Raw genomic sequence first — 17,116 nt, 5'->3', positions numbered from 1 at the left:
ATTATCATAATAATAATTAAATGTTATACATAATCAGGTTAGTTAACGACTGCTCAACAGCGATTAACCTTATTTACCTCAGCCCTATTGGTATGAATATTTTGAGATGAAAAGAAATGAGGTGAAAGGAAATAAGCTCAACGCAAAGTAGAAACACTTACAATAAATAATTTAAGTAATCTAAGTTATATAAGTTACATAAGTTACATAAGTTACAAATGTTAGTTAAAGCATAAAGTTGTTTAAAGTTACTTGAGGTTATTTAAGGTTGCATAGCCTTTAAATACAGCCTATTGTTAATACAATATTATAAAAAGGAGTTTTAAAAATGAAAGAGATGATCGTAAAAAACTATATGGATGTTAATTTTGCGAAGATTTATGAAGATATGCCAGTGATAACCGCATCAATACAACTCATTCAGAAAGAAGCATTAGGTGGGCCCGTTATTGATCAAAATAACATATTACTTGGTTGGATTTCTGAACAGGAATGTTTACACGTAACCACTCAATTTGCTTATCACAACCAGCGAATAGGTTTAGTTCAAGACATCATGCGTAAAGAAGTGCTAAGCGTTAAAGCAGATCAAACAATTTTCTCATTGGCAGAAAAGATGGTGGGTCCTCAACCTAAAACTTACCCAGTGATTAACGAAGACAATAAAGTGGTGGGTGTGATATCTCGTCGTCGCGTATTAAAAGCATTATTAGATAACAATTTTTAATCAAGTTTAAGATGGCTTTTCGGCAGGCTAAAATAGTTTTACTAAGCTCGTTACTTAATAAGCTAATTGAACGAATTAAAAACGTCTATTTACTCTATTTTTTAATATCTTATAGTAAATAGACGTAGTACTAGCAAGAAAAAAGTAACGATTCTAAGCAGTAGCGTTAGATGCGTTCAATTTATTAGCCGTCCAAACATACAATAACTCTAATGCTATTGTTGCAGCAGCAAGTGCAGTGATCTCGCTTTGATCGTAAGCAGGTGATACTTCAACCACATCCATTCCCACCAAGTTAATCCCTTGCAGTGCACGAATGATTTTTAATGCTCTATCCGAGCTAATACCACCACATACTGGCGTACCCGTACCCGGTGCAAAAGCAGGATCTAAGCAATCAATATCAAAGGTTAAATACACCGGTTTGTCACCGACAATCTGTTTAACCTGAGACACAATCTCATCAACTGATAAATCATTCGCTTGCATCGCATTAATCACATTAAAGCCATGTCCTTGCTGCTTATATTCAGTACGAATACCAATTTGCACTGATGATTTAGGGTCAATCAACCCTTCCTTAGGCGCATGGTAAAACATCGTACCATGGTCATAACGACTACCATTATTATAAGTATCAGTGTGGGCATCAAAATGAATTAATGCCATTTCACCATGATGCTTTGCATAAGCCCGTAATAAAGGCAGCGTTACAAAATGATCGCCCCCTAAACTGAGTAACATTTTACCACTGCTTAGAATTTGGTCGGCTGCCGCTTCAAGACGTTGTGTCATGTCTTCAGCATCACCACAGTCAAATACTAAGTCGCCAGCATCAATCACCTTGGTATGCTCAAACAGTTTAAACTCCCATGGGAATTTTTTACTTTCCCATGACAAGTTAACCGAGGCACGGCGCACTGCATCAGGGCCCATACGCGCACCAGAACGACCTGATGTTGCCATATCAAAAGGCACACCGAGTACAACTACGTCCGCATTTTCTGCCAATGGATCTTTCGCTAAAGGATTTTTCACTAACGGACGACGCATAAACGTCATCGCATTAGAATATAAAGAATAATCTTCTTTAGTGAATAAATCGTTAAAGGATGCCGACATTTAAAAACCCTCTAAGTAAGTGTAACCCGCTAAACCTTGCTCTAATTCATCTAAAATACTTTGCTGCTCTTCAACCGATATACGCGATGATGCCAATGCGCGGTAATTATCACGAATTGCTTCAACGTCGATATGTACATATTTCATCACATCTTCAACGGTATCGCCTTCATTTAATGAATCGATATTCCAGCTACCATCTTCTTCTACATTAACCACAACGCTATGTGTATCACCAAATAGGTTATGCATATCACCTAAAATCTCTTGGTAAGCCCCCACTAAGAAAAAGCCCATTAAGTAAGGTTTATCAGCAGACCAAGCTGGTACAGGTAAGGTTGTTTCAATGCCTTGTCCATCAACATATTGGTCAATCACACCATCAGAATCACAGGTAATATCTAACAATACAGCGCGACGTTCGCCCGCATTCTGTAAGTTAGACAGCGGTAAAATTGGGAATACTTGATCAATCCCCCACGCATCTGGTAGCGATTGGAATAGTGAAAAGTTAACAAAGAACTTATCCGCTAAACGCTCGTTTAAATCATCTAAAATAGGACGATGAAAACGGTTTTTAGTACTCATTTGCGCGCTTAATTCATGGTAGATACGTAATGCAACTTGCTCACCCCAAGCACGCTCCTGCAAACTTAATACACCCGTCGCAAATTGATTATGTACTTCTACGATGTCACTTTGTGTATCGTTGTAAATCTCAATTAACGCTCGATCATCACTACCGCCAGATAACAAGCTCCAGTTATTCCACATATTTTGTAGCAATAATGAACCAGCCTCCACCGGCGCTTCAATCACTTCTGGTTTGTAAGTTTCTGCACCAATAACATTGGTGATTAACACCGCGTGATGCGCTGTTAATGAACGACCAGACTCAGAGATAATCGCAGGTTTAGGTTGATCATAAAGATTACAAATATCACTAATCGTGATCACAATATTACGAGCATATTCCGCTAAACTATAATTCATTGAATTATGAGATTGGCTACGAGTGCCATCGTAATCTACCGCTAAACCGCCACCCACATCTAAATAGTCTAATGGCACACCCATCGTGCGTAATTCACAGTAAAAACGTGCTGCTTCACTCACACCATTACGTACATCACGAATATTCGCCATTTGCGAACCTAGGTGAAAATGTACTAGTTGTAATGTATCTAGTTGGTTTTCAGCTTTTAAACGTTCAACAACCGTTAATACCTGAGCAGCAGCAAGACCAAATTTAGACTTTTCACCGCCGCTTGATTGCCATTTACCCGCGCCCTGAGAGGCTAAACGAATACGCAAGCCCATACGCGGCTTAACGCCTAACGAACGAGCTTCTTCTAACACTAAATCAAGTTCAGATAATTTCTCTAATACAATGAGTACTTTATGGCCTAGTTTTTCACCAATTAATGCTAAACGAATATATTCTCTGTCTTTGTAGCCATTACAAACAATCACAGAACTGGCTTTATGTGCCAACGCTAAAACTGCTAATAATTCAGGTTTACTGCCCGCTTCAAGCCCGAGTTGTTTATGCTCTAACTCCGCTTGGCTTGCTAGAATTTCATCAACAACTTCTTTTTGTTGGTTAACTTTAATAGGGTAAACCAATAAATAATTATTATCGTATTCAACTTCTTGAATTGCTTGGTTAAAAGCATCACAAATATTGTGTACACGTTGGTGTAATATTTGCGGAAAACGTACTAAAGCAGGCATGCTTAAATTACGCTCAGCCAATTGCGTTGCAATGTCACTTAATGCAAGTTGATGATCACTGCCACTGCGCGGTGAAACATACACCTCACCTTGGTCGTTGATCCCATAAAAACCTTGGCTCCAGTAACGAACATTGTATTCCGCTCGGATGCGTTCCATATCAGTTGAATGTTGCAAATTTAGATCTCTCAATAATAATGTAAGAATAATGATGACTCAGTGAACTGAAATCACAGCTCGATGACCGCCTTTTTCTTCCTCTAATTAATAGGCATTAAATAGAGTTAAATACAGTGGCCATCGCACAATTTATGGCTCGGATTATTGGGTAATAATGGCATCACGTCTAGATAATAATTTTGCTTTGTTTAACAAAAAAAATTGAACACACAGCTAGTTCAAACATTTTTATTGATTAAAAAAGCCAATACAGGTCGAAAAATAAGCAATTAAGGGGAATAAAAGTAATTGATTTAAAAAGTGTTATACAAAATAAATGCGCAAAAATAACGGGTTAGGATTACAAAAAAATGATGCTAAAGAGTGTGCAAAATAAGAAGAGAATGGGCGGGAAATAAGCACACAATAATAAAATTTATTTTGTGTGCTTATTATATGAATCTAGGAAATTGCTTGAATCTATCAAACAAATTAAATGAACTACCTTTATTGAAATTACTTAACCTCAATTCTGCTTAATGAAAGCAGAATTGAGGTTAGTTAAAATCATAAGATTATATTTTTTGGCTATACAATGCCGCTAGTTTTGCGTAGTTCAAGGCCAATTATTGAAGCAATAACTGGCTATTGAAAGAGTGTTTAACGAAGAAATCCGCAGAAATAACGGTGTTGTATCGTTTTGCTTATCCATAACTGAGGTTACTTAAGCTTAGTCACCAGAATTTGTTCAACGCGAACACCTTCTAGATCCAACACTTCAAACTTGTAACCTTGGTGGGTAAAGTGATCCGTACGTTTAGGTAAACGTTTCAACGTATAAATCATAAAACCCGCAATCGTTTCATATTGAATACGATCAGGAAACTCTTCAATCGCCAAGCAACGCATTACCTCATTAATTGGCGTTAAGCCCTCAATCAACCAAGACGATTCATCCCTTTGTACAATTTGCTCTTCATCTTGATGTGTGATCAATTCACCCATAAAGCTGCTCAACAGATCTTTTACCGTCACAATACCCACCACGGTGGCGTATTCATTAACAATTACCGCAAAAGGTTGAGTGGCCACTTTAAAGGCATTCAATGCTTCAGAAAGCGTCAAGGTTTCAGGTAAATAGAACAAGTCTTTGTCCACCTGTGTGGGGTGAATTTGTGCCAGCTCTCCTTTTAACACTAAGCGTAAAATCTCTTTTGATTCAATACTGCCACGAATTTTATCCAAGCCACCATCACACACTAGAAAGTCATTATGAGGTTGTTCGATAATTTTTTGGCTGATTTCATCACTGCTATCGTCTAAATCAAAAAAAATGATTTGATCACGCGGGGTCATCACACTACCAATAGTACTAACTTCTAAATCAAATACATTACCAATCAGTTGATATTCTTGCTTTTGCAAACTGCCATCTTCTGCCCCCGCATCCATCATCGCGATAATATCTTCCGTTGTCACCAGCTCGGTACGTTCCGTTGGAATATGAAATAAGCGCAACATTATATTTGTCAGGCCGTTAAACAAAAACACCGCAGGCATCAACAAAAAGGTTATCCAACGCATCAAGGATACGATACGAATAGCCACCGCTTCCGGCATAATAATCGCCAACCGTTTAGGTAATAAATCAGCAAATAAAATAAATAAAGAAGTTAGGCAAATAAAAGAAAGGATAAAACTGACTTCGCCCAATAACGGGCCTTGATAAAACACACTGAGCATCTGGCGAATATAAGGCGTTAATGCCTGCTCACCGATAATACCGCCAAGAATAGAGATACCATTTAAGGCAATTTGCATCATCGCAAAAAAGTTACCCGGTTGCTGTTGCAACTCAATCACATCAAGTGCTTTAGCACTGCCCTCATCCGCCATCACGCGCAGTTTAATCTTCCTAGCCGCCGCAATAGAAATCTCCGACATAGCAAATAAAGCACCCGCTAATATTAATAAAACAATGCTCAACACATCACTCATCTTCAAACCCTTTCATCACACCATAGCCACCCAAATTGATGACTATTTAACACATTACCAACACGCTTTAAGCAACCGTTTCCGGATATATAGCGCTAAAATTAGCCGCATTATAGAGCGAGTTTCAAGTTCGACAACGGTTATTTTTTTAATTATCAAGATCCAACTGCATCGTTAGGTTAAGTAGTTGAATCTATTTAGTAATTAGGAAATTAAATATTGTGAGTTGGTTGTTTGGAGGGACGAATAATATTAGTAAAGATAAACAAAAAAATACCAATGGGGTCATTTAGTGCCTTTTGTTCCGTTACCCAAAAACACTTAAAATAAAACCTTACTCAACATGGCCCTCCCACCGTTGATTTTTCCCAAGGTAACCTTTAATTTTAGTAACAGCAAACAGGACGTTTGCGGTAGTTTCAGAATCGCCATGGACGGCCATCCTGAAACGGTGCGTTTAAAATTAATAGTTAGCTTAGAGCAGAAAAGGACTCGGTTGGCCTTTCCTTTGCTTACTTTCCTTTGGCCACTCAAAGGAAAGTAAAGTCGCTGCAAGAGCGAAACACCAAGCAAAAAATAATAAAAATGACTGGATGAGCGCAGACGAACCAATATCGCAAGTAATAAGCATCACCGTATCGATTTTGTATTTTGCATCATTGTCTAGAATCACTCCAAATAAAACATGACTCAACGTGGCTACATCCTACCGCCGTTGAGTTTTCCCAAGATAACCTTTAATTTTAGCAACAGCAAACAGGACGTTTGCGGTAGTTTCAGAATGGCCATGGACGGCCATCCTGAAACGGTGCGTTTAAAATTAATGGTTAGCTTGGAGCAGAAAAGGACTCGGTTGGCCTTTCCTTTGCTTACTTTCCTTTGGCCACTCAAAGGAAAGTAAAGTCGCCGCAGGGCGAAACACCAAGCTAATAAGAATAAAAGTGACTGGATGAGCTCAGACGAACCATTAAATAAAACATGACTCAACGTGGCTACATCCTACCACCGTTGAGTTTTCCCAAGGTAACCTTTAATTTTAGCAACAGCAAACAGGACGTTTGCGGTAGTTTCAGAATGGCCATGGACGGCCATCCTGAAACGGTGCGTTTAAAATTAATGGTTAGCTTGGAGCAGAAAACGATTCGGTTGGCCTTTCCTTTGCTTACTTTCCTTTGGCCACTCAAAGGAAAGTAAAGTCGCCGCAAGGGCGAAAAACCAAGCAAAAAATAATAAAAATGACTGGATGAGCGCAGACGAACCATTATCACCAATTAGGTTAAGCCTTGCCTTTTTCTTTGCTATTTATAGGTATAATTTTATTTTGGGCAAGCAAAAGAAAGTAAAGTCGCCGCAAGGGCGAAACACCAAACAAAAAATAATAAAAATGACTGGATGAGCGCAGACGAACATTAACCTCATAGCTATAAACTTCATAGCTTCATAGCTACATAGCTACATAATAAGATAACAACATAAATCAAAAAGCTAAACTACGCCGTCGATACTGGCATACCATCACCATACAAAAAAGACGGATCTGCAGCGTCCGCCTGCACATCAATCGACAACATGGTCACTTGCCCCACAATATTCGCAAATGACGAATCTGCGGCATCCAGGCCAATACCTACCCTAACCAACCCACTAACTGGTGCCATACGCGTTGCATCAAAAAGATACCAACGATCTTGCAAATAAACTTCAAAGAAACCATGAAAATCAGGTGGTTTTAATCCAACCGCATAACCCGACACATAGCGCGCAGGGATCCCCAAAGCACGACATAGCGCAATACTCACATGTGCAAAATCACGACAAACACCTGCTCGCTGAATGAGTACATCACAAGCGCTTGACGAAGCATCCGTACTTCCTGCAACATAGTCAATATGTGCATTTACCCAATTACAAATTTCCTCAACGCGCGAGTAACCACTGGCTAATTGACCAAACTCTTTCCAAGCAAACCGCCCGAGACGATCTGACTCACAATAACGACTCGGACTTAAAAAAGGCAAAACTGAAGCCGGTAACCTTTTATGCTCGACCTCATTTAAATAAAATATGCGCTCTATTTCTGGTGATAATTCGACGGTAGCATTATATCGAACGCTAAGTTCACAAGGGTCTGTTTTTAAACGCAAGCCACGACAACCAAAATCATTTAATTGAAACCATTCACTGTCGATAAAAGGATAAATAACAAGATTTTCTTGCACTGTTTTTTGATGCACAGTATCCGCGGCTGCAATGTTAAAAACAAAGCTTGAGGGAGATTCAACGGTATAAATAAGCTCTGAAGATATATTGACTAAATACATAACAGATAACCTCTAATCGACGATCGCCATAACAACCAATAAATACAAATAAACACCCTGTATCATTGAATCTTTTATATAATTAAACGAAATTCTGGTTTATACATTAATTGATTTAACTCACCGAGTATATGCACAATAAGTGATGAAAGCCTTTCATTTTTAACAAAAAAATAAAAACACCTCCTATAGGGTACATGCCACACCTGAAATAATTACGCTTAATAAATAATACTCAGAGTAAAATCAAAGCAGTTAAAGTTAAACCTATTAAACTAAAACTGTTCTAAAAAAATAGCACTTTACTCTGTAAAATACTTCTAACTCCCAGTTTAAAACCTTGTTCAATAAAGACAATATCCATTACCGCTATGTTTTTTCAAAAGCACTGCATTTAACAAAGCCAAACAACACATTTGGCTTAATTTCGTAAAACTTCCTTATTTAAGGTATAAATCATAGGTTTAAAATAGCGCTAACCTGAGTGCATGAATATAAATAATAAAAGTAAAACCCGACTATTTACTTGAATCATAAACGTATCCGCAGAGTAATATTTTCATCAAAAAACAAGGCTAAGTCACTATATAAGAAACAAATTCTTAACCGGCAGATATAAGGGGTGTTTTTGTTAACAAGTCCTGTAACATTATCAAAAAAATACCTAGTTAGAGCTATTTACGTGTAAATTCATCAGAGCACCTACTAAGGTTTTACATTAGTGAACGATTTAATTACCTATTAAATCCTTACAATTAATTTCAAACACTACAGTTTACTTTCATCAAAAACCTATTGTATTTAATGGGTTTTAATATCAACCAAGTTTTAATATCAACCAAGGTTAAATTTAATGCGTAAAAATCTGCCCGTTATCGATCAACGAAAAACATTCTCTCCAGATTCCAAGTTAATTTCAGTAACAGACAACGATGGCAATATAACTTATTGTAACGATGCTTTTATTGAAATAAGTGGTTTTTCGCGTGATGAATTAATTGGCCAACCGCATAACCTAATCAGACATCCCGATATGCCAGCAGCAGCATTTGAAGTAATGTGGGAGCACCTAAAGCAAGGTAAACCTTGGATGGGTTTGGTTAAAAACCGCTGTAAAGATGGGCAATATTATTGGGTTGATGCCTATGTCACACCCGTGACTGAAAATGGTGTAATTATTGGCTATGAGTCTGTTCGGTCATGCCCTAAACAGGAGAATGTAGAAAGAGCAGAAAAGCTTTATAAACGAGTAAATGCAGGTAAAGGGCTGAATAAACCTGCGCCTGTTTCAGCGCCAACTATATTTATAAGTGTCATGTTGATTTTGTCTATTGTTTGTTATATGGCAGGGTCAATACCCGTTGCATTTAGCCTTCTTGTTTGTTCAACTATTTTACATGGTATTTGGGTTAGCGCGGTAAAAAAACACATTATCACTAATTTATCTCAACGTTTAAAACATAACTTTTCTCATGAACAAGCGGTGCAATCCTATACAAACAACACTGGTATGTTGGGTAGTTTAGAAGTGGAAATTCTTAGTCAACAGGCTCATTTAACAACTATTATTAGTCGTATTGAAGATGCGGCAAAAAAAGTGTCTGCAGGCTCTCATAAATCATCGGCACTTGTGCAAAACTCTAAAAATAGCCTGGAGCAACAACAGTCAGAAACCACTCAAGTTGCAACTGCAATGAATGAAATAACATCAACAATTGCAGAGGTCTCTGAACGAGTTAACGATACGGCAAAATATACTGAAACTGCATTTGGACTTGCTATAGAGGGTAAAAAACTATCTGAAGTTACCAGTAATTCAATCAATGAACTTCGAGAAACGGTGCAAACCATTAGTCAATCGGTTATTAGCGTATCAGAACAATCAAAATTAATTGCTACAGCGACGAATATGATTGAGAAAATTGCAAAACAGACCAATTTACTTGCATTAAATGCCGCGATTGAAGCCGCTCGAGCAGGCGAACAAGGCAGAGGTTTTGCGGTGGTTGCCGATGAAGTGAGGAACCTTGCCAAGAATACACAAGATTCAACCAGTGAGATTTATAATATCGTTGAATTATTAACCCAAAAAACAGACGATGCCGTCGCTCACGTGCAAAAAGGCACCATTGAAGCAAATAACGGTTTAGAAAGGGTATTAGAGAGTGGGGAAATGCTTAATGGCATTGTTGACTCTGTTGGTAAAATTTCAGATATGTCTATCCAAATCGCCGCAGCTGTTGAACAGCAAACTCACGTATCTGAAGATATTAATCGTCAAGTAGTCAGTATTTCAGACTTAACCGATGACAATGTAACTATTACAAGCGATGCAGCCTCTTCTATTAATGACCTGAGTAAAACTGCTGACGATCTTCATGAACTAGTGATCCGCTTTAAATAACTTCCAGTCTTTAAATAAGCAGGTAATAAAAAAGTATCAATGGATGGGGTCAGTATTGCCTTCTGCCCCATTGATTTAAAAGGGCTTTAAATAAGACATTACTCGATAAAAGCCAAAAATAAACCTTATTACTTTAAACAAGTAATAAGGTAACTTAACGACAGTGCTAAAACACTACCGACAACCATCACAATAACTGAGACAGCTTAACAATTAACAACTAACAACTAACAACTAAAAATTCACAGACACTAAATATTAATGACTATGCAGCGGTAAGCCTGAACTTTTTAGTTTCATTATTTAACGTATTTGCCATATTAGATAATTCGTTACTTGATTCAGCAATATGCCTTACCGCTTGTTCAGTCTCACATGTACCAGTATTAATACCTTCTATATTTTGCGCAATTTCATCAATCGTAACACTCTGTTGTTCAGTAGCCGCTGCAATTTGAGCGACCATATCAGAGATACCTTCAACACTTAATGCTACATCAGCATTGATTTGATTCGCTTGATACGCAATTTCTTGAACCTTGTCGGTTTGAATAACATTATCATTCATGGTTTCTACTATGGCACTACTACCACTCACTATCGCTTCAATAATCACTTCAATCTCTTTTGTTGATTTTTGTGTTGATTGAGCGAGATTCCTTACTTCATCGGCAACAACAGCAAAACCTCGTCCTTGATCTCCCGCCCTTGCTGCTTCAATAGCCGCATTTAACGCCAGTAGGTTAGTTTGTTCTGCTACCTGTTTAATAACACCTAACATATTAGCAATTTGATCCGAGTCATCGCGCAGTTTAGACATTTCTATCGCTGTCTCTTTCGTTTTTGCACCAAGTGAAATTAAAGCTTGGTAAGTTTCCTCGATATGTTCTGCACCTTGTTTTGATTTTGATTGGATATCTTCACAAATATTCGAGGCGTTTGCAGTCGTTGATGCAATTTCCCTTACTGATGCACCCATTTCAGTTGTCGCGGTAACAACCTGCTCCGTTTGTCTTTGCTGTTCAGTAACGGAAGCACTTGTCTGTTCAGTGACTGAGGCGAGTTCATCCGCTGTCGTCCCTTGTTGCATGGCTATATCAGCAAGGTCCCCGATCATAGAGCGAAGGTTATTCAACATGGTAGACAATGCAACTTGTAATGCTCCTACTTCATCATAAGCATGCACCTCAATCTTATTACTTAGGTCACCTTCAGCTATCTTGGTAGCAAAAGAAGATGCCGCAATAATAGGGTTAGCAATTTTTTTAGAAAAGTACAGTCCTAATAAACTGACGATAATGGCGCAAATTATAATCAGTACGATGGCAAAGAATATTCCTTCATAGACTGAAGCAAAGGCTTCTGCTTGATCTATTTCACTTAATATAACCCAATTAAAATTATCTATTTTAATATTGTCATAAGCCGATAAAACATTGTTTCCATTATAATCTTTAATTATACCAACACCATGCTCTCCAGCCAAAGCAAGGGAAACGGCTTCTGTATCAACACCATTATTTGCGACATTCCCTGCGAAGCTTGCCATTAATGAACGACCAGTGGGATCTAAAAATGAATTAGAACGCATAAGTTTATCTTCACCAACTAAGTAACTTTCACCTGTTTCGCCCATACCATCACGTACAGCCATTATCTGATTGGTGCCATCACTAGAAAGTTGCAATGCTAATATAATGTCACTGCCTTTAATAGGAATAGCGATAAATGCAGCAGGATCGCCATTACTTGGCGCATAGGGTTGAAAATCGACAATGCCATAACTACCGGTATTACGTACCTGCTGGATAAGTTGACCTAAATTAGAACTTGCATATTTTCCGTTCAAGATATTGGTCTGATAATCCGCTTCTTTGGCTTGGGTGTAAAAAATCATCCCCTGCTTATCAACTAAAAACAAATCATAATAATCATACTGTTTTATATAGTCAGTAAAATAAGCATCATAATTTTGCTCATCTAAATTTCCGATGGTATTTGCTAACACTGTAATGTCTGAAACACGCTGCTCAAAAAAGGTTTCTATTTGCGACTTTTTTATTTGATTAATTGCTTCGAGTGATTGTGATACTTTATATTCGACATCTTCTACAGCATACATAGTGATAATACTGCTTGTTATCATTGCGGGTAAGAGCCCTAATAATAAGAATGCTAAAGTGAGTTTTGTTTTAAGGCTCCAATAAGCAATATTAAAAACTGAACGCTGTGCTAATTTTTCCATTGTAAATATCCTGTTAATTGTTAATTGTTAATTGTTATCTTGGCTACCTGTAAAAAAAACAGGGCAACGCTCTCAGTCAAAAAATCAACTCATTGCCTTCTTACTAAGATCATAATGATTTTCATCATTTTCCATTTTCTCAGCACACCCATTATGATCTTCGGTCATATTTTCAATTTCAGCAGAATTTGAAAATTAATATTTAATAATAGGTAGGAATTTCAAAACGTCAATTGTATTACAATAATTTTATTGATCTAAAGCAATTTTACATACATTTAGTTAGCCACTGGGAATGGTAGGCCTAAGCGGGGAAGTCTTTCTTTTTTACTATTACCTCAAATAACTTCTTGGATTCAAATAAAACTTACTCAATTTGGTCAAATCGAGGCACAATCAATTTCCCCAAGCCATCAATTACTTTTAGCAAAGCCAAACAGGGTATTTAGCTTAAGTTCATACTGCGTATGGATGTGCTGTACAAGCTGATGCGTTAAATAAGGAATTGCTTTGCTATTTGTAGGTATAGCTTTTATTTAATACCAACTACATTAACTATGTGATCAAATATTGCGCAGGAAAATGGGGAAATTTAAGGCAGAGTAAAATATCTATTATCAAACTCCATTAAAAATGGGAGGATTACCAAATAGATTGTTCCCTTTACAAAACGTTTAACGTGAAAAGAGCTCCTTTTTAGCAACAAGATTGATCTGCTATTTAGCAGAATTGGTAAAATAGGGAATGAAAAAGTGATTTATTTGCAAAGCCAAACGGAGCGTTTGGCTTTGATTTGAAGTAAAATTATAATTCAATACATTGTTCAGATGATGATGACTTACCAATGCTATTTGACGCACTAACACGATAACAATAAGTTTCACCGACTTGAACACCTTCGTCATTATATGATGTTATATTTTCAGCAACATAATACGTGGTTCCATAATCAACATTAGATTGAATTCGGCGCTCAATAATAAATTCTACTTCATTATCAGAATTATCCCCCCAGGAGATATATAAATCGACTTGATTCGCTTGTTCCAAGTTTTCCTCTTCAACAATAGATTCATTAACAATCGTTCCATTAACAATCGATCCATTAATAATAGGAGCTTCATTCTTTGAATCCTCAACTAAAGTCGTCTCTGAAGTAATGTCTTCTGCTTTAGCCTCTTCTGTAACGATTATTGAATCTAATGACTCTTTAGCACCAGATTCTTCACTTGACTCAGCTTGTTTTGATACTTTAGCAGGCTCTGAACTTGATGAACCAGATGATCCACACCCCATCAATAAAACAGGACAAAGAATTAACACCACCTTAAATAGAGTACTTTTTAAAATCATCATTTTTGTCTCCAACAAAAGTGATGATTCAGAAATTTTTATATATAACAGAAGAAAAAATGAAGAGGATAAATGAGAAGTATCATCGCCTCGGTAACTCCGCTGCCGTAGACGATTAATTGTCAATAGGCCGGTGGTTTTGCGTATTAAGGTTTCCCTTAAGTTGCCTTTTTCTAGCTAATAATATTGTAATTACTGAATCAGATGCATTAGCGCAATAGATTATTATTAATATATTAGTTTATCGAATTGGTAAAAATAAATTAGACAACTATTTATAGCACGCTTTAATTTTAATACAAATTCGAAACGTCCTTTGTGATGCGAAAAAATTAAAACCCCAAATTTATCAACAACTTGAAGTCAAACTTAATAAGTCAAAAAAATATAACACTTACCTATAACAGCCTATTAATTCAAATAATCACAATATAATTACTTCCTGGATTCGCATAATAAGAACCAAGCTATTCTTGAAAGATCAGGAAAAATGGTTAGTTTTTGCCGCCTGACTCCTTTGATGGTTAAGTACAGGTTTACTCGAGTCCAAAATAAAAGCGACATTGCTCTGAGGTAAGATTATCGTATTAGGGATATCTTTTGTCATAATAACCACTTAAATCAACACTAAAGACAAGATATGATGGACGCATCAACTTTTCATTGCAGCATTTTCAACATAACAAGGATCACTGCCGTGGCGCCTACACTTAATTTTAAAAGCATAGCGGTATCCACCACTATTGCTGCTGCTCTCTATATGATGGCGTTTCCGTTAGCAAGCTATCCCATTTCATTTTCATATAGCGCTGCGGTTATATTAATAACACTGACCTGTTGGAGCGCTTCATTGCTCCCCCCTTTTCTGACTGGATTAATGTTTTTTGCATTATCAATTGTATTGCAATTAATTGAACCTAACGCTCTATTCTCAGGGTTCTCTTCCACCGCTGTTTGGCTGATTATCTCAGGGTTTATTATTGGCTCTGCTATTTCCACCTCTGCTTTAGATAAAAAATGTGCTTCATTCATCGCTCCCCATTTAACACTTAGCTATCCACGACTTATCTCAGGTTTGGTGTTTAGTGCCATCATTTTAGGGTTTATTATGCCCTCTTCAGTTGGTCGCGCCGTGGTATTAATTCCAGTTGGGATGGCACTTGCTGAGCATGTGGGCTTTACTCAAGGAAGTAATGGCCGTAAAGGTGTGGCAACGGCGTTAGCAATTGCATGCAACATGCCTAGTTTTGCTGTATTACCGGCAAATATTCCTAATATGATTTTAGTTGGTTCGAGTGAAACACTGTTTAATATACACTTTGGCTATATGGAGTATTTACTATTACATTTCCCAATATTAGGGATTGTTAAATCTTTGTTAATTGTCTACTTAGTATTGAAGTTATTTCCAGCCTCAATCGTCGAAAAGCCGACTAAGAGCTTGCATTCGCAGGATACAAACAAGTCGAGTGATCATATACACATCAATATATTACAAAGAAAAGTTGTCGTTATTCTCGGACTCACCTTGCTGTTTTGGATCACTGACTCAATACATGGTGTGAACCCAGCATGGGTCGGTCTTATTGCGACTATCGTTTTATTATTACCACGATGGGGTGTGCTTGAAACCAAGAAATTTAACAGTTCAGTTGATTTTGGTACCGTCGTATTTGTTGCTGCAGCACTCGGCTTAGGCACATTGGTTAATGTTTCAGGTGTAGGTGCGTTTATGGGAGAAGCATTTACTCATTTATTACCGAGCGCATCGGAAAACAGCTTTTTTAGTTTTATGTCGCTTTCGCTTATTTCAACATTAACAGGATTAGTAACAACCGTTCCCGGTGTCCCAACCGTACTTTCACCAATGGCCACTGATTTTGCGCAAGCCACAGGACTTTCATTACCCGCAGTATTAATGACACAAGTTATCGGCTTTTCAACTGTGTTATTCCCGTATCAAGTCGCTCCTTTAGTGCTTGCCATGCAGTTATCACGGGAGTCACTTGCGAGCTTAGTAAAAATAACTATACCGTTGGCGATATTAACCATAGTCGTGTTAATGCCACTTGATTATTTATGGTGGCAACTATTGGGGTGGATATAATGACTGAACAAGAAAATAATAGCTTTTATAATTTTTGACTAGGCAAGGCCTTAAAGATAAGAGCCGTCAGGAAGTGAACGCTGGATTAATCGCCGTTGTGGGGTTAGGTATTATTGATAGCTGTTGTTTTAAATATTTTTTAATAGGTATTGTTGTTAGACGCTGTTTCGGATAATTGTTAAGGGATGCTTTGGTAAAGATTGTTTTGAAATAAAGTTGCGAGGAGATAACTTAGCATGGCTAAGCTTACTACCTCGCAAAGCGATTAAATGGTTTAAACTAGCGCCCAATATCCCGGAAAAATAACAGTATTAGGCTGAAAATCCATTAGTATTCGTACTTTTGCTCAATTTTTCTTTTCTCAATAAGATAAGTTTTATTATCGATTTGATCAGCAATCAATAGTTCTTCTAAAGCAATTAATTCCTTACCTTTTTCTTTTCTTAAATATGTTTTAGTCATATCGTAGTTAATTGACTGAGCACCATCATAACCACTGACAGGATCCCATAAAATAGAGGCAGGCCAAAATAATAAATTAACAACGCCAAACCCAGGCTCTCTAGCATAGAAAGAACCAAACCCAGGTAAAAGCCCCAACGCAGCACCAACCATTGGTTTTTTTTCTTCGATTAAAACACCTTCATTTTCAAAAGCTGCATATTCCCTTTTTTGCATTGAATTTAATCCAGCTGCACACCCAGATATTATTAAAGCGGAGAGAGCCAATGCAGCAACCTTTATAAATTTCATTTCTTACCCTTTTTAAATTTAAATCATCGAAGACGATTGTTAGTCTTTTATATTATTTAGATAAATTACGTTTCTTTCACTTTGAGATGTCAGAAATTAATATCAAAGTCTTAGCGTAATCTCTACGTGGTTATTTGAATTAAATTAAATATAGGAAATTGCACTTATTATGAGAATCTAGGAAAGGATATGG

Annotated in this window: 10 protein-coding genes and 1 riboswitch; of the genes, 3 read left to right on the top strand and 7 right to left on the bottom strand. The window is 37.2% G+C overall.

Annotated elements, in window-relative coordinates; all coding sequences use genetic code 11:
• Positions 1-328 precede the first annotated feature (328 nt).
• Entirely contained in the window at positions 329-727 is a 399-nt protein-coding gene (locus H592_RS0115415) for a CBS domain-containing protein (RefSeq protein WP_028869551.1), read from the top strand.
• Positions 728-880: 153 nt separating this feature from the next.
• Here the strand turns inward: H592_RS0115415 and speB are convergent, their stop codons facing one another.
• The 4 genes from speB to H592_RS0115390 all read right to left on the bottom strand — a co-directional run bounded on the left by speB (position 881) and on the right by H592_RS0115390 (position 8,061).
• A complete protein-coding gene (gene speB, locus H592_RS0115410) occupies positions 881-1,849 on the bottom strand; it encodes an agmatinase (protein ID WP_028869550.1) in 969 nt (322 codons plus the stop codon).
• Positions 1,850-3,760: a biosynthetic arginine decarboxylase gene (speA, locus tag H592_RS0115405; RefSeq protein ID WP_156916139.1), complete on the bottom strand. Its 1,911-nt coding sequence runs from the start codon at positions 3,758-3,760 to the stop codon at positions 1,850-1,852.
• Positions 3,761-4,462: 702 nt separating this feature from the next.
• On the bottom strand, positions 4,463-5,740 hold the full coding sequence (gene paeA / locus H592_RS0115400) for a polyamine export protein PaeA (protein ID WP_028869548.1): 1,278 nt from the start codon (positions 5,738-5,740) through the stop codon (positions 4,463-4,465).
• A gap of 1,490 nt (positions 5,741-7,230) precedes the next feature.
• Positions 7,231-8,061: a transglutaminase-like domain-containing protein gene (locus H592_RS0115390; RefSeq protein ID WP_028869546.1), complete on the bottom strand. Its 831-nt coding sequence runs from the start codon at positions 8,059-8,061 to the stop codon at positions 7,231-7,233.
• An 853-nt stretch (positions 8,062-8,914) separates the two neighbouring features.
• Between H592_RS0115390 and H592_RS0115385 the strand changes: the two genes are divergently transcribed.
• Entirely contained in the window at positions 8,915-10,465 is a 1,551-nt protein-coding gene (locus H592_RS0115385) for a methyl-accepting chemotaxis protein (protein ID WP_028869545.1), read from the top strand.
• Between the two features lie 265 nt (positions 10,466-10,730).
• On the opposite strand, the gene H592_RS0115380 is transcribed toward H592_RS0115385, so the two are convergent.
• Both H592_RS0115380 and H592_RS0115375 read right to left on the bottom strand, forming a co-directional pair.
• A complete protein-coding gene (locus H592_RS0115380; protein WP_028869544.1) occupies positions 10,731-12,710 on the bottom strand; it encodes a methyl-accepting chemotaxis protein in 1,980 nt (659 codons plus the stop codon).
• Positions 12,711-13,514: 804 nt separating this feature from the next.
• Complete coding sequence (locus H592_RS0115375; RefSeq protein WP_028869543.1) at positions 13,515-14,066, bottom strand: hypothetical protein; 552 nt, start codon at positions 14,064-14,066, stop codon at positions 13,515-13,517.
• 86 nt (positions 14,067-14,152) lie between these two features.
• Positions 14,153-14,241, bottom strand: a riboswitch (cyclic di-GMP riboswitch).
• Positions 14,242-14,742: 501 nt separating this feature from the next.
• Here H592_RS0115375 and H592_RS0115370 point away from each other — a divergent pair.
• A complete protein-coding gene (locus H592_RS0115370; protein ID WP_425414394.1) occupies positions 14,743-16,170 on the top strand; it encodes an SLC13 family permease in 1,428 nt (475 codons plus the stop codon).
• Between the two features lie 327 nt (positions 16,171-16,497).
• Here the strand turns inward: H592_RS0115370 and H592_RS0115365 are convergent, their stop codons facing one another.
• A complete protein-coding gene (locus tag H592_RS0115365) occupies positions 16,498-16,923 on the bottom strand; it encodes a hypothetical protein (protein ID WP_028869541.1) in 426 nt (141 codons plus the stop codon).
• Positions 16,924-17,116: the final 193 nt, after the last annotated feature.

The organism is Psychromonas arctica DSM 14288 (assembly GCF_000482725.1).
In the GTDB taxonomy this organism is placed as follows: domain Bacteria; phylum Pseudomonadota; class Gammaproteobacteria; order Enterobacterales; family Psychromonadaceae; genus Psychromonas; species Psychromonas arctica.
Note: the sequence above shows the minus strand (reverse complement) of the source record. Positions and strands in the feature narration are given on the sequence as shown.

Excerpts from the sequence above, each read along its gene's own strand:
- H592_RS0115385 (WP_028869545.1), top strand. The coding sequence starts at position 8,915 with ATGCGTAAAAATCTGCCCGTTATCGATCAACGAAAAACATTCTCTCCA.
- speB (WP_028869550.1), bottom strand. The coding sequence starts at position 1,849 with ATGTCGGCATCCTTTAACGATTTATTCACTAAAGAAGATTATTCTTTA.
- paeA (WP_028869548.1), bottom strand. The coding sequence starts at position 5,740 with ATGAGTGATGTGTTGAGCATTGTTTTATTAATATTAGCGGGTGCTTTA.
- H592_RS0115365 (WP_028869541.1), bottom strand. The coding sequence starts at position 16,923 with ATGAAATTTATAAAGGTTGCTGCATTGGCTCTCTCCGCTTTAATAATA.
- H592_RS0115375 (WP_028869543.1), bottom strand. The coding sequence starts at position 14,066 with ATGATGATTTTAAAAAGTACTCTATTTAAGGTGGTGTTAATTCTTTGT.
- H592_RS0115380 (WP_028869544.1), bottom strand. The coding sequence starts at position 12,710 with ATGGAAAAATTAGCACAGCGTTCAGTTTTTAATATTGCTTATTGGAGC.
- H592_RS0115390 (WP_028869546.1), bottom strand. The coding sequence starts at position 8,061 with ATGTATTTAGTCAATATATCTTCAGAGCTTATTTATACCGTTGAATCT.
- H592_RS0115415 (WP_028869551.1), top strand. The coding sequence starts at position 329 with ATGAAAGAGATGATCGTAAAAAACTATATGGATGTTAATTTTGCGAAG.